The sequence below is a fragment of the Stenotrophomonas sp. 2694 genome (genome assembly GCF_040548715.1).
GTDB classification, from domain to species: Bacteria; Pseudomonadota; Gammaproteobacteria; order Xanthomonadales; family Xanthomonadaceae; genus Stenotrophomonas; species Stenotrophomonas indicatrix.
The window spans coordinates 100787-114360 of record NZ_JBEPSG010000002.1 but is presented as its reverse complement, the minus strand read 5'-3'; the positions used below and the strand labels follow the sequence as shown (position 1 = coordinate 114360).

General features: G+C 66.1%; 16 protein-coding genes. 10 read left to right on the top strand and 6 right to left on the bottom strand.

Annotation, left to right across the window (positions count from 1 at the left end):
- Positions 1-69 precede the first annotated feature (69 nt).
- Positions 70-801 carry an arsenical resistance protein ArsH gene (gene arsH, locus ABIA73_RS03285; protein ID WP_354275428.1) on the bottom strand — a complete coding sequence of 244 codons (732 nt, stop codon included), beginning with the start codon at positions 799-801 and terminating at the stop codon, positions 70-72.
- A gap of 17 nt (positions 802-818) precedes the next feature.
- Here arsH and ABIA73_RS03280 point away from each other — a divergent pair, with 17 nt between their 5' ends.
- The 4 genes from ABIA73_RS03280 to ABIA73_RS03265 all read left to right on the top strand — a co-directional run bounded on the left by ABIA73_RS03280 (position 819) and on the right by ABIA73_RS03265 (position 3287).
- On the top strand, positions 819-1148 hold the full coding sequence (locus ABIA73_RS03280; RefSeq protein ID WP_223482086.1) for an ArsR/SmtB family transcription factor: 330 nt from the start codon (positions 819-821) through the stop codon (positions 1146-1148).
- Positions 1149-1163: 15 nt separating this feature from the next.
- Positions 1164-1670, top strand: coding sequence for an arsenate reductase ArsC (locus ABIA73_RS03275; RefSeq protein ID WP_059063382.1), 507 nt, complete (start codon positions 1164-1166; stop codon positions 1668-1670).
- 14 nt (positions 1671-1684) lie between these two features.
- Positions 1685-2707 carry an ACR3 family arsenite efflux transporter gene (gene arsB / locus ABIA73_RS03270; protein WP_059063380.1) on the top strand — a complete coding sequence of 341 codons (1023 nt, stop codon included), beginning with the start codon at positions 1685-1687 and terminating at the stop codon, positions 2705-2707.
- 187 nt (positions 2708-2894) lie between these two features.
- Complete coding sequence (locus ABIA73_RS03265; RefSeq protein ID WP_025873933.1) at positions 2895-3287, top strand: DoxX family protein; 393 nt, start codon at positions 2895-2897, stop codon at positions 3285-3287.
- A 39-nt stretch (positions 3288-3326) separates the two neighbouring features.
- Here the strand turns inward: ABIA73_RS03265 and ABIA73_RS03260 are convergent, their stop codons facing one another.
- Positions 3327-4334 (bottom strand): LacI family DNA-binding transcriptional regulator, encoded by a 1008-nt coding sequence (locus ABIA73_RS03260; RefSeq protein WP_309909861.1) that lies wholly within the window; start codon positions 4332-4334, stop codon positions 3327-3329.
- A gap of 95 nt (positions 4335-4429) precedes the next feature.
- Here ABIA73_RS03260 and ABIA73_RS03255 point away from each other — a divergent pair, with 95 nt between their 5' ends.
- Genes ABIA73_RS03255 through ABIA73_RS03235 form a run of 5 tightly spaced genes read left to right on the top strand, consistent with a single transcriptional unit; the run spans position 4430 to position 9064 of the window.
- Positions 4430-5482, top strand: coding sequence for a sugar phosphate isomerase/epimerase family protein (locus ABIA73_RS03255; protein ID WP_301864214.1), 1053 nt, complete (start codon positions 4430-4432; stop codon positions 5480-5482).
- Between the two features lie 26 nt (positions 5483-5508).
- Positions 5509-6726, top strand: coding sequence for a nucleoside permease (locus tag ABIA73_RS03250; protein WP_032975891.1), 1218 nt, complete (start codon positions 5509-5511; stop codon positions 6724-6726).
- 12 nt (positions 6727-6738) lie between these two features.
- Complete coding sequence (locus ABIA73_RS03245; RefSeq protein WP_032975890.1) at positions 6739-7863, top strand: Gfo/Idh/MocA family protein; 1125 nt, start codon at positions 6739-6741, stop codon at positions 7861-7863.
- A 19-nt stretch (positions 7864-7882) separates the two neighbouring features.
- Positions 7883-8749 (top strand): sugar phosphate isomerase/epimerase family protein, encoded by an 867-nt coding sequence (locus tag ABIA73_RS03240; protein WP_354275427.1) that lies wholly within the window; start codon positions 7883-7885, stop codon positions 8747-8749.
- Between the two features lie 27 nt (positions 8750-8776).
- The gene (locus ABIA73_RS03235; RefSeq protein WP_032951568.1) at positions 8777-9064 is read left to right on the top strand and encodes a c-type cytochrome; all 288 of its coding nucleotides are present in this window, start codon (positions 8777-8779) and stop codon (positions 9062-9064) included.
- Positions 9065-9074: 10 nt separating this feature from the next.
- On the opposite strand, the gene ABIA73_RS03230 is transcribed toward ABIA73_RS03235, so the two are convergent.
- From ABIA73_RS03230 to ABIA73_RS03215, 4 genes are read right to left on the bottom strand one after another with little or no spacing between them, the layout of a single operon-like run.
- On the bottom strand, positions 9075-9848 hold the full coding sequence (locus ABIA73_RS03230) for a 3-keto-disaccharide hydrolase (RefSeq protein WP_354275426.1): 774 nt from the start codon (positions 9846-9848) through the stop codon (positions 9075-9077).
- Positions 9833-10408 (bottom strand): gluconate 2-dehydrogenase subunit 3 family protein, encoded by a 576-nt coding sequence (locus ABIA73_RS03225; RefSeq protein ID WP_033830572.1) that lies wholly within the window; start codon positions 10406-10408, stop codon positions 9833-9835. Before ABIA73_RS03225 ends, ABIA73_RS03230 begins: the two co-directional genes overlap by 16 nt.
- The gene (locus ABIA73_RS03220; protein WP_354275425.1) at positions 10408-12093 is read right to left on the bottom strand and encodes a GMC oxidoreductase; all 1686 of its coding nucleotides are present in this window, start codon (positions 12091-12093) and stop codon (positions 10408-10410) included. Before ABIA73_RS03220 ends, ABIA73_RS03225 begins: the two co-directional genes overlap by 1 nt.
- Before the next feature lie 26 nt (positions 12094-12119).
- Positions 12120-13010: a hydroxypyruvate isomerase family protein gene (locus tag ABIA73_RS03215; RefSeq protein ID WP_354275424.1), complete on the bottom strand. Its 891-nt coding sequence runs from the start codon at positions 13008-13010 to the stop codon at positions 12120-12122.
- 159 nt (positions 13011-13169) lie between these two features.
- Here ABIA73_RS03215 and ABIA73_RS03210 point away from each other — a divergent pair, with 159 nt between their 5' ends.
- The gene (locus ABIA73_RS03210; RefSeq protein WP_154879604.1) at positions 13170-13499 is read left to right on the top strand and encodes a hypothetical protein; all 330 of its coding nucleotides are present in this window, start codon (positions 13170-13172) and stop codon (positions 13497-13499) included.
- Positions 13500-13574: the final 75 nt, after the last annotated feature.

Genomic DNA, 13574 nt, shown 5'->3' with positions numbered 1-13574 from the left:
TAGTGGATTGAGGTGATGCGCCCGCGCATGCGCGCGTCCCTGCGGCCGCCGCGTGCCATCAACGTGCCATCAACGTGCGGCCACTGCCCCTGCCGCACGCGCCATTGCGGCCGCCTCCTGATTTCCCTTGCGCTCGCTGTAGCGATCCACCAGGTAGTCCGCACGATCCCGCGTGAGCAGGGTGAACTTGACCAGTTCCTCCATCACATCCACCACCCGGTCGTAGTACGCCGAGGGTTTCATCCGCCCATTCTCGTCGAACTCCTGCCATGCCTTGGCCACTGAAGACTGGTTGGGGATGGTCAGCATGCGCATCCACCGCCCCAGCACGCGCAGCGTGTTGACCGTGTTGAACGACTGCGAACCGCCACTGACCTGCATCACCGCCAGCGCCCTGCCCTGCGTCGGGCGCACGCTGCCGTCTTCCAGCGGCAGCCAGTCGATCTGGTTCTTGAACACGCCGGTGACCGTGCCGTGGCGCTCCGGGCTGATCCAGACCTGGCCTTCGGACCAGTGCGACCACGCGCGCAGGCGCTGCACTTCAGGGTGATCGGCGCCGACGCTGTCGAGCATGGGCAACGCATGCGGATCGAACACCCGGGTCTCGCAGCCGAGGTGGTGCAGCAGGCGCTCGGCCTCCAGCGCCAGCTTGCGGCTGAACGACTGCGGGCGCAGCGAGCCATACAGCAGCAGGATCCGCGGCGGGTGTGCGCGGCCAGCGCCCAGCAGGGTCGGGTCGGGCTGGGGAAGCGAGGCTTCGACCAGATTCGGAAGGGTGGCGCTTGCGATGGATTCATTCATTCGACTATTCTAGAAATATGGAAACGAAGAATGCAATCACCGCCCTTACCGCCCTCGGCCACGCCACCCGCCTGGCCGCGTTCCGGCTGCTGGTCGAAGCCGGCCCGTCCGGACGCATGGCCGGTGACATCGCCGCCGCCCTGCAGGTACCGCCGGCCACGCTCAGCTTCCACCTGAAGGAGCTGCTGCAGGCCGGGCTGGTCGAGAGCGAGAGCCAGGGCCGCAATGTCTGCTACCGCGCCAACTTCAGCGCGATGACCGGCCTGATCGACTACCTCACCCACAACTGCTGCGCAGGCTCGCCCGATCCGGCCTGCAGCCCCACCTCCCCTGATTGCGCCTGCTGACCGGAGATCTGCTTCGTGACCACCCAACGCGTCCTGTTCCTGTGCACGGGCAATTCCGCCCGCAGCGTCCTTGCCGAAGCCACGCTGCGGGCGTGGGCCGGTCATCGCTTCGAGGTCTTCAGCGCCGGCAGCCAGCCCACCGGCGAGGTCAATCCGTTCGCACTTGCGCAATTGCAGGCCGAGGGCATTGCAACGGCAGGCCTGCGCAGCAAATCGTGGGACGAGTTCGCCGGCGGCGCGCCGATGGACCTGGTGATCACGGTCTGCGATGCCGCGGCCGCCGAGGCATGCCCGGTGGTGTTCGGCGATTTCGTGCGCGCGCACTGGGGCCTGCCTGATCCGGCCGCCGTTGATGGCAGCGCGGAGGACAAGGCGGCTGCGTTCGCGCAGGCCCACGCCATCGTCAAGGCACGGTTGCTGGCCCTGCTGGCATTGCCCGCAGACACATGGTCCGACCGCGGGCCGTTGAAAGATGCGCTGGATCGCATTGGCTTCGTGCAGCCCGGGGACGGCCAGGCGTGAGCGCACCAGCACCGATGGGATTGTTCGAGCGTTACCTGACCCTGTGGGTGGCGCTGTGCATCGTGGCCGGCACCCTGCTTGGCCACGCGCTGCCGCAGCCTTTCGCTGCGCTGGCGGCGGCGGAGGTGGCCAAGGTCAACCTGCCCATCGCGGTGCTGATCTGGCTGATGATCATCCCGATGCTGCTGCGGGTCGATTTCAGTGCGATGCGCCAGCTCGGCCAGCACTGGAAAGGCATCGGCATAACGCTGTTCATCAACTGGGCAGTCAAGCCTTTCTCGATGGCGTTGCTGGGTTGGTTCTTCCTGCGCCACGTGTTCGCCGACGCGCTGCCTGCCGCGCAGATCGACAGCTACATCGCCGGGCTGATCCTGCTGGCAGCAGCGCCCTGCACCGCGATGGTCTTCGTGTGGAGCAACCTGTGCCGCGGCGATGCCAATTTCACCCTCAGCCAGGTGGCGTTGAACGACGCGATCATGGTGGTGGCCTATGCACCGGTGGTGGCGCTGCTGCTGGGCCTGTCGGCAATCAGCGTGCCATGGGACACGCTGCTGCTGTCGGTGTCGCTGTACATCATCGCGCCGGTGCTGGTGGCCGCACTGCTGCGGCGCTGGATGCTGGCCCGTCGCGGCCAGGCTGGCCTGCAGTCCGCGCTGCGGACGCTGGGCCCGGTCTCGCTGCTGGCCCTGCTGCTGACGCTGGTGCTGCTGTTCGGCTTCCAGGGCGAGCAGATCGTTCGGCAGCCGCTGGTCATCGCCATCCTGGCGGTGCCGATCCTGATCCAGGTCTACTTCAACTCCGGGCTGGCCTACCTGCTCAACCGGCGCCTGGGTGTTGCCCACTGCGTGGCCGGTCCCTCGGCGCTGATCGGCGCCAGCAACTTCTTCGAACTGGCCGTGGCCACCGCCGTGGGCCTGTTCGGCGTGCATTCCGGCGCGGCACTGGCGACCGTGGTCGGCGTGCTGATCGAAGTGCCGGTGATGCTGTCGGTGGTGCGCATCGTCAATGCATCACGCGGCTGGTACGAGCGGCGCTGAGGCAAGGACGCACCGCGCAGGTCGCCCAAGCTGCCGACGCCATCGCTCTCAACATCCACTTCACCCGTGATGGGATTCGATGGCCGGACAGGAGCTCCTGCTGCAGCGCCCGGTCGGTTGGGCAAGGGCATACCGCCCTGCATGGTTGTTGATCATCCCCTGCCCTGCCCACCCTGAGGACGTCGCCGTGGACACATCACTTCACTCCCTTGCGAAGCTGGCCGCCCGCGTGTTGCTGATGCTGCTGTTCCTGGTATCGGGCCTGGGCAAGCTGTCCGACCCGGCGGCAACACAGGGCTACATGGCCGCGATGGGTCTTCCCGGCATCCTGTTGTGGCCGACCATCCTGTTCGAGATCGGCACGGCCCTGTGCATCCTGCTCGGTTTCCAGACCCGGGCAGTGGCAGCGGTGCTCGCCGCCTTCAGCCTGGTCACGGCCTTCATCTTCCACCACCAGCTCGCCGACCCGGTGCAGCAGATCATGTTCCTGAAAAATCTGGCCATCGCCGGCGGCTTCCTGCTGCTGGCCTGCAGCGGGCCTGGCCGCTTCAGCGTGGACGCCAGGCGCGGCAAGCCCTGAGCCGGGCAAAGCGCGGCATCCCGCCGCCCTGCCCTTGCCTCAGCGACCCTTGGGCGGGGCCGTCGAACCCCGCAGCATCACGCTGAAATCCAGCGTCTGCTGAAGCGGTACATCGACCTGTTCGATGATGGCGAGCAGCAGGTTGACCGCGCGCTCACCGATCTCCCGCATCGGTTGCCTGATGGTCGTCAACGGAGGCGTGAGGTAACGCGATGACGCCAGGTCGTCGAAGCCGACGATGGAGACGTCATCCGGCACGCGGATGCCAAGATCCCGGCAGGCTGCCAACGCACCCAGCGCCATCTGGTCGCTGAAGCAGAAGATCGCGGTGGTTGCGGTTGCGGGCGGCAGCAGCGCCATCGCGGCCGCATGGCCGGACTCCACGGAAAAGTCACCCGGCACGACGCTGAGGTGGCGCAGGCGGCCACGCGCCCTGCCGGCGGCGCGCACGCCTTCCAGCCGTTGCGTGTGCAGGGGATTGTCGGGCGGTCCGCCCACCACAGCGATCCGCTCGTGCCCCAGTCCGTACAGGTGCTCCATCACAGCGCGCGCGGCGGCCGCGTTGTCGATGTGGACGCTGGGGATGCCCAGCGCGGGATCGAACTCGCAGCCATTGACCACCGGTGCAGCGGTACCTCGTTGCTGGACAATCTCGCGCGCCGTCGGCGGCAGGCGATGCCCCAGCACGATCAGACCATCGGCCTCGTTGCGCCGGAGCATCTGCGCATAGCGCTCCTCGCGCTCGGGCAGGTTCTGGGTGTCGCCCAGCAGGACGGCGTAGCCAACGGCCTGCGCCGCATCCTCCGCACCCTGCAGGATCTGCGCGAAGAACGGGTTGGCGATGTCCGGCACGGTGACCAGGATCTTGCCGCTGCGCTGGGTCTTGAGGGTCCTGGCCACCGTGTTGGGCACGTAGCCCAGCGCAGCAGCGGCCTGCTCGATGCGCGCGCGAGTAGCCGGCAGCACTTTGTCCGGCCGGGAAAGCGCTCGCGACACCGTGCCTGCGGAGACGCCGACGTGCCTTGCGATGTCGTAGATGGTGGCCATGGCGCTACCTCTTCCTTTCGCTGTGCAGTGCACAACGGGTCTTTCGAATGCCCCTGCTAGGATAATGCAATCGATTGCATCGAGGGCGAATCAACGTGAAGACGCTCAAGGGTCCAGCGCTGTTCCTGGCGCAGTTCATCGGCGACACACCTCCCTTTGATCGGCTGGACACGCTGGCCGGATGGGCCGCGGGGCTGGGCTATTCTGGCGTACAAGTGCCGACCAGCGCGCCCCACCTGTTCGATCTGGCCGAGGCGGCGCGCAGCCAGGCGTACTGCGACGATGTCAGCGGCATGCTGGGCGGACATGGCCTGCAGATCACCGAGCTGTCCACCCACCTGCAGGGGCAGCTGGTTGCCGTCCATCCGGCCTATGACAGCCTGTTCGACGGATTCGCGCCGCCGGACAAGCGTGGCGATCCGGCCGCCCGCCAGGCCTGGGCGGTGGAGCAGCTGCTGCTGGCCGCCAAGGCCAGCCAACGCCTGGGGCTGACCGCGCATGCCACATTCTCCGGCGCACTGGCCTGGCCTTACTTCTATCCCTGGCCGCAGCGGCCACCCGGGCTGGTGGACGAAGCCTTCGCCGAACTCGGCCGACGCTGGCGCCCGATCCTGGATGCCTTTGACGCCTGCGGCGTGGACCTGTGCTTCGAGATCCATCCCGGCGAGGACCTGCATGACGGCGCGACCTTCGAGCGCTTCCTCGACGTGGTGGACCACCATCCCCGCGCGAAAATCCTGTACGACCCCAGCCACCTGCTGCTGCAGCAGATGGACTACCTCGGCTTCATCGACCGTTACCACGATCGCATCGGCATCTTCCACGTCAAGGACGCGGAATATCACCCCAGTGCCAGCAGTGGCGTGTATGGCGGCTACCAGGACTGGATCGATCGTCCGGGCCGATTCCGATCACTCGGCGATGGGCAGATCGACTTCAAGGCGATCTTCTCGAAATTCGCCCAGTACGACTTTCCCGGCTGGGCAGTGCTGGAATGGGAGTGCTGCCTGAAGCACCCGGAAGACGGTGCACGGGAAGGAGCCGCCTTCATCCGCGACCACATCATCCGCGTGACCGAACGCGCCTTCGACGACTTTGCCGACAGCGGCACCGATCCCGGATCACTGCGCCGCATGCTCGGGATCTGAGACATCACTGCCTGGGAGGGCAAGCCATGACGCACACCATGTCGCGCTTGGGCGCGATGATGTTTCTGCAGTTCTTCATCTGGGGGGCATGGTTCGTCACCCTGGGAACCTATCTGGTGCAGGGCCCGCTGCAGGCCAGCGCAAGCCAGGTGGCGACGGCCTTCCTCAGCCAGTCCATCGGTGCCATCGTCGCGCCTTTCCTGGTCGGTTTGATCGCTGACCGCTACTTCGCGGCGCAGCGCATCCTTGCGGTCCTGCACCTGGCTGGCGCAGTGCTGATGTGGCTGGCGTCCACCGCAACCAGCTTCAGCATGTTCTCCGCCTGCGTCATGGGCTACATGCTGCTGTTCATGCCGACGCTGGCACTGGCCAACAGCGTGGCGATGCGGCACATGCAGTCGCCCGAGAAACAGTTCCCGCTGGTGCGGGTGGCCGGCAGCGTCGGCTGGATCGTGGCAGGCGTGCTGATCGGCTGGCTGGGCTGGGAACAGGCGCATCGGCTCGAGCTGACCTTCCGGATGGCGGCGATGGCGTCGCTGGCGCTGGGCCTGTATGCGTTCACCCTGCCGCACACCCCGCCGCTGGCACGGCAGCGCGACGCCGGCCTGGGACAGATCCTGGGGCTGGATTCGCTGCGCCTGCTGAAGTCACGCTCCTACCTGGTGTTCTTCCTTGCGTCCATCGCGATCTGCATCCCGCTGGCGTTCTACTACAACTTCACCAACCCGTATCTCAACGATCTGGGCGTGCGCGGCGCGGCGGGCCTGCAGTCGCTGGGACAGGTCTCCGAAGTCCTGCTGATGCTGGCCATGCCGTTCCTGTTCGTGCGCCTGGGGGTGAAGACGATGCTGGCGGTGGGCATGGCCGCATGGGTCGTGCGTTACGTCATGTTCGCCTTTGGCGATGCGGGCGGCGGCTTCTCGCTGCTGGTGATCGGCATCGTGCTGCACGGCATCTGCTACGACTTCTTCTTCGTCACCGGCCAGATCTACACCGATGCGCACGCCGGCCCGGCCGCGCGCAGCAGCGCGCAGGGATTCATCACCCTGGCCACGTATGGCGTGGGCATGCTGATCGGTACGTTCCTGTCCGGCGCGGTGGTGGAGCACTTCACCACTGCAGCCGGTCCGGACTGGCAGCAGATCTGGCTGTTCCCGGCAGGGGTCGCGCTGCTTGTGCTGATCGCCTTCCTGCTGCTTTTCCGCGACCGGCCCGTGGTTGCGGCCGCACCTTCCACGCCCTGAGGACCCTACCTGATGCCAAAGCCTGGAATCGCCATCGTCGGCACAGGAATGATCGGTGCCGTGCACCGTCGCGCGGCGCTGCTGGCGGGTGCCGACATCCGTGGCGTGGCCGCCTCTTCTCCGCAGCGCGCACGCGATGTGGCGCAGGCGTGGGGTGTCCCGCGTGCCTATCGGGACATCGAGGAGGTGGTCGCCGATCCACAGGTGCAGGTCGTGCACGTATGCACGCCCAACCACCTGCACCGCCCCATGGCACAGGCCGCACTGGAAGCCGGCAAGCACGTGGTCTGCGAGAAGCCGCTGGCCACCACGCTGGAGGACGCCCGGGCGCTGGCGGCGTTGGCTACCGCCAACGCGCTGGTCGCCACGGTGCCCTTCGTCTACCGCTATCACCCGGTGGTCCGCGAGGCGCGCGCACGCATCGCCCATGGCGAACTGGGGCCGTTGCACCTCATCCACGGCAGCTACCTGCAGGACTGGCTGCTGGACCCGGCCAGCAACAACTGGCGCGTGGACCCGGCGCTGGGCGGCGCCTCGCGCGTGTTCGCCGACATCGGCTCGCACTGGTGTGACCTGGTGGAATGGGTCAGCGGCGAGCGCTTCACCGAGGTCAGCGCGGCGTTCGACACGGTGATCGCCGAACGCAGCACCGACACCGGGCAGAGCTTCACCACAGCAGCGGCCGGTGGCGCGATGCAGGCGGTCACCAGCGAGGACGTGGCCGCAGCGATGTTCCGTACCGGCGCCGGGACGCTGGCATCGTTGACGGTCAGCCAGGTATCGGCCGGACGCCACAACCGTCTCTGGTTCGAGATTGATGGTGCCAGGGCCAGTGTGGCGTTCAACCAGGAAGATGCCGAGCGGCTGTGGATCGGCAAGCCCGACCAGCGCGAGGAAGTCTTCGTGCGCGGGCCGGGCGCCGGCAGTGCCGAACAGCGCCGGCTATCGCTGTTGCCGGCCGGGCACGCGCAGGGCTACGGCCACTGCTTCGAGGCATTCGTCGCCGACACCTACCGCGCCATCGAAGGCGAGCGACCGGATGGCCTGCCCACCTTCGAAGACGGCGTGCGCTCGGCGCTGATCGTCGACCGCGTCATCACCTCGGCCAGGACCCGTGCCTGGACCGCCATCGGTTGAACCCCGGGAGCATCTCATGATGAACACGCCTGCCCGCAGAACTGCCACCCTCGCCCTGCTGCTGTTCGCTGCCCTGCCCGTCCTGGCACACGAAGCCGCCAGCCCGCACAAGCCCATCGCCGTGCAGATGTACACACTGCGCAACGCCGGCCCGCTCGACCAGCAGTTGAAGATCGTCCACGACGCCGGCGTGGATGCGGTGGAAACGGTGGGCACGCAGGGCGTCAGCGCGGCCGAACTCAAGCAGTTGCTGGACCGGTATTCGATCAGGGCGATTTCCTCCCACGTGCAACTGGCCGAGCTGCGCAAGGACCTGGACGGCGTGGTGGCCTTCAACCGGTCGATCGGCAACACCACCCTGGTGGTGCCTTACCTGGACGCGAAGGATCGGCCGACCGATGCCGCAGGCTGGACCGCGCTGGGCAAGGAACTGGGCGCGATCGCCAAGCAGGTACGGGCCAAGGGCATGCGCCTGGCCTACCACAACCATGACTTCGAACTGGTCGACTTCAATGGCCGGACCGGCCTGGAACTGCTGTTCGCAGCGGCCGGGCCGGACCTGCAGACCGAGCTGGACCTGGCCTGGGTCGCGCGTGCGGGCCTGGACCCGGCGGTGATGCTCGGCAAGTTCCGCGGCCACCTGTTCGCGGTACACGCCAAGGACAATGCAGCCAAGGGCCAGGCCGAAGACGAGGGCGGCTTCGCGGCCGTCGGCCAGGGTGTGCTGGACTGGCGCGCGATCCTGCCAGCCGCCGCAGCGGCCGGCGTGCACTGGTACATCCTCGAGCACGACCAGCCACGCGATCCGGCCAAGGTCATCCAGACCGGCGCGGACTACCTGCGTGAACACCTGTCCCCCCGCCTGCCAGCCAGCGCGCAGCGCTAGTACGCGAAGGAGTCCTGATTGAAAACGATGCTGAAAGTGGCTGTGATTCTCTGTGCGGCGATGCTGGCAACCACGGCATGGTCCAAGGACGACCCTGCAGCCGGCGCAAAGCTCTACACAGCGAACTGCACGGCCTGCCATGGTGCCGATCGCGCCGGCATGCCGGGCGCATTCCCCGCGCTCACCGACATCGGCAAGCGCCTGGATGCCGCGCAGATCAAGGACAAGATCAGGAAGGGCGGCGGACTGATGCCGCCGTTCTCCCAGCTGTCGCAACAGGAGATCGACGACATCACCAGCTATCTGGCGAAATAGGCCGCCAGCGTTACAGCTCGCGCACCCAGATATTGCGGTAGCTGACCTTGGAATCATGTTCCTGCAGGTAGAGCGGCGCGCACGCATGCGGTGAATACGAGGGCGGGCCGATGTACTCGGTCCTGCCCGCCAGCACGGTGTCGTCCTGCACCAGCACGCCGTTGTGCAGCACGGTGATGCGCGCGGGCGAGATGAGCCCGCCGCCCGGCGAGAAGCGCGGTGCCTTCCAGAGGATGTCGTAGGCCTGCCACTGCCCCGGTGCGCGCGAGGCGTTCACCAGCGGCATGGCCTGCTTGTAGATGGAGCCGGCCTGGCCGTTGGCATAGGTCGGGTTGTTGTAGCTGTCCAGCACCTGCAGCTCATAGAGTTCCTGCAGGAAGATGCCGCTGTTGCCCCGGTTCTGGCCGTCGAAACCCTTGGTCTCGACAGGTGTGCGCCACTCGACATGCAGCTGGATGTCGCAGAAGCGCTGCTTGGTGCGGATGCCCTTGCTGCCCGGCACGATGGTCATGGCGCCGTCGGCGACGGTCCAGGGCACACGCCCACCCTGCTCCGACTCCCAGGCGGAGGCATCCTTGCCATCGAACAGCACGATGGCGTCGGACGGCGCCTTGCCCGGCGGCGTGGCCACGGTTGCAGGCACGGGCGTCCACACCTCGGTCTTTGCCGGGTCGCGCGTGGGCTCGGTGTTGGCCTGCGCGAACGCCGGTGCCGCGGCGAGCACGCCGGCGGCGATCAATAGCGGCGCGATCTTCATGGCGTGATCCATCAGCTGGTCCCCCATGCGGGCGTGCCGGGAACATAGGCCAGGTCGCCGTCGTAGCGGCCCGGCACGGCGACGTAACGCAGCACTTCGGTCGCGCCAACCTTGGAGGTAAAGAAACCGAAGATGGTGAGCTGCTTGAACATCGTGAAGTAATGCGGCATCGGTTCTCCTGCCTCGGCGGTGCCGGTTTCGGTCACCTCGACCGCGTGCTTCCTGGCCTCTGCATCCAGCGCGCGCAGCAGTTCAGTGCGGGCCTGCGGCGCAAGTGAAACGAAGCGGCCGCCGGCGCGTTTGTCGATATCGGCCAGGCCAGCGCGGAATGTCGCCTGCTGTCGGGCGGTGTAGCAGTCGCTGACGAACGTCGCCATGAACGCACCGGCGCCTGCGTCTTTCGCCCCCGGCGTTTTCGTCCGCGGCAGGATGGTCTCGGCGATCTCGTCCAGCGTGCCGACCTCCGCGTCGGAGAAGCGCGTCTTCGCCCCTGCGGCGGGAGCCTGTGCCTGACCGAGCGCAGGCAGGCCGATCATCGCCGCGCCGGTGGCGGCGACGATCATCTTCAGCAGTTCGCGGCGGTCCATCAGAGGTTCCCCGCTTTCAGTTCGCGCACGGCATGGTCAGCAGCCCGCGCGGTCAGTGCCATGTAGGTCAACGAAGGATTCACGCACGCGCTGGAGGTCATGCAGGCACCGTCGGTCACATAGACGTTGGGCGCATCCCAGACCTGGTTGTGCTGGTTCAGCACGGACGTCCTGCGGTCACGGCCCATGCGCGCGGTCCCCATCTCATGGATGCCCTTGCCCGGGGCGTAGTCGTTGTCGTGCATCTCCACGTCCTTGACGCCGGCGGCCTCGAGCATCTCGGCGGCATCGGCGGCCATGTCCTTGCGCATGGCCAGTTCGTTGGCGCGCATGGATACATCCATCGCCAGCACCGGCAGACCCCACTTGTCCTTGCGGTCCCGGTCCAGGCGGATCGTGTTGTCGTGGTGCGGCAGCATTTCGCCGAAGCCGGTCATGCCGATGCGCCAGTCACCGGGCACGGTCAGCGCCTCCTTCAGGTCGGCACCGATGTTCAGCTCGGCGATCTCGCGCGACCACCCCGTGCGACTGGCACCGCCCTGGTAGCCGAAGCCGCGCAGGTAGCCGCGCTTGTCAGCGGCCACGTTGCGGAAGCGTGGAATGTAGAAGCCGCAGGGACGACGGCCGAAGTAGTACTTGTCCTCGAAGCCTTCGACCCGGCCGGAGGCACCCGCGCCGAAATGATGGTCCATCACGTTGTGTCCCAGCTCACCCGACGATGAGCCCAGCCCACCCTCCCACACATCGGTGGCCGAGTTCATCAGCAGCCAGGTCGAATTGAAGGAGGAGGCGTTGAGGAAGATGACCTTGGCCGTGTACTGGTAGGTCTGGCCGGTCTCTGCGTCAATGATCTCCACGCCCCGCGCTCGCTTGCGGTCCTTGTCGTAAAGCACTTCCTTGACGATGGAGAACGGCCGCAAGGTCAGGTTGCCGGTCTTCATCGCCGCTGGCAGTGTCGCCGCCTGGGTCGAGAAATAGGCACCGAAGGGACAGCCGAGGATGCACTTGTTGCGATACTGGCAGTTGACGCGGCCCTGCTCGGGCATCGGCTTGGTGATGTTCGCCGTGCGCGAGTGGATCATGTGCCGGGTTCCGCCGAAGGCCTTCCTGATCCGCGCGGCCACGTCCTTCTCGACGATGTTCAATGGGATCGGCGGCAGGAACTCGCCGTCCGGCAGCACGTCCAGCCCTTCGCGCGTACCGGCGATGCCGGCGAACTTTTCCACATGGTCGTACCAGGGTGCGATGTCGGCGTAGCGGATCGGCCAGTCGGTGGCGATGCCGTCCTTCAGGTTCGCCTCAAAATCCAGGTCGGAGAAGCGATAGCTCTGACGGCCCCACATCAGCGAACGCCCGCCGACATGGTAGCCGCGGAACCAGTCGAACCGTTTGGTCTCGATGTACGGCGATTCCTGTTCGTCGGCCCACATGCCCTCCAGGTTCTCGGCCAGCGCGTAGTCGCGCATCAGCACCGGGAAGGCGGCCTTCATCGCCTGTGTAGGCCGGTTGCGATGCGGGAAATCCCACGGCTCCTTCATCGCGTTGACGTAGTCCTTGACGTGCTCGATGTTGCGTCCGCGTTCCAGCATCAGGACCCTCAGGCCCTTCTCGGTCAGTTCCTTCGCCGCCCAACCGCCACTGATTCCCGAGCCAACAACAATGGCGTCGTAATGATTGTCTGCCATGGATCTCTCACCTGGTGGATATCGTTTCAGACGTCGCAGAGGCGGATGGCCTCGCGCAGCGAACCGACGGGATCCGGTGCCGCAGGCATGAATTCCTGCGCCAGATACCCATCGAAACCGGTGTCGCGGATCGCGCGACAGATGGCGGGGTAATTGAGTTCCTGCTGGTCCCCGATCTCGTGCCGGCCCGGCACGCCCGCGGTGTGGTAATGCTTGAAACAGGCGTGATGCCTGCCGATGGTGGCGATGATGTCGCCCTCCATGATCTGCATGTGATAGATGTCGTACAGCAGGCCGAAGTTGTCCGAGCCGAGCCGCTGGCACAGCTCCACGCCCCAGGCGGAGTGGTCGCACAGGTAGTCGCGATGATCGACCCTGGAGTTCAGCAGCTCCATCACCAGCACCACGCCACGTTTCTCGGCATGCCCGAGGATGCGCTTGAGGCCGGCCTCGGCATTGGCCATGCCCTCCTGCGGGTCCATCCCGTTGCGGTTGCCGGAAAAGCAGATGAGGTTGCGGTAACCGGCATCGGCCACCAGGTCGATATGCCCCGTGTAGCGCTCCACCAGCTGATCGTGGAACTCACGGCCGGCAAAGCCTTTGGTAAGGCCCAGCTCCGCGCCGTTGCACATCGAGCTGTATACGCCATGGGCCTTCAGGGTGGGCCAGTCTTCCGGGCCGACCAGGTCGATCGCGGCAAAACCGATGTCCTTCACCGTCGCGCAGAGCTGGGCGACCGACAGCTGCGGGAAGGTCCAGCGGGCCACGGCGTGCTTCAGGTTGCCCTTGAGCGGCGCCGCGGCGGCAAACGCAGGCAGAACGCCCGCCGCCCCCAAGCCAAGGCTCGCAGCGGCCGCCATGCGCAGCGCATCGCGCCGCGTGAGGCCCGGGGCCGGTCTGATCGAATGGATGGACATCCACCTGCCGGCCTCCCAACCGGTATCAAACGAAACGATTCACGGCAATGCAATCGATTGCACCATAGGGGAGGAAATTGTCTGTTTGCAAGTCGCGGTGCACGAAAATCAATGCTGCGAAGCACAACTCCGCAGGAATCGCAGAAAAGAAAGCCCCGCATGAGCGGGGCTTTCTTTTCTGCTGCGAACGAGCGTTCGATCAGAACGGTTGTGACTACCAAACGTGTAAACAAATCCTCGCTGGTCAAGCAAGGTAGGCGTTCTGTTCGATTGAGCCTGTTCGAACGTAAACATCCGCACTCGTCAGGTGCACCCGTCAGTCAAGAGCATCGACACGGCCCGGCAGGCGCGCGCGCCAGGGATATCCCCACCTTCAAGCCATTCCTTTACTTCATCCAGGCCCAAGAACTTCGCCGTCCGCATCATCCAAACCAAGGCAACGCCTGCCTTGGGGCGAATCAAAAACAATGTTCTCGCGCAAAAGCTTGAGAAATTCATCGAAGACAACGCTGCCAGCCACGCACGGCTGGGGAGAGCAACCTCATCAAGGCGTAGAGCTCGTGA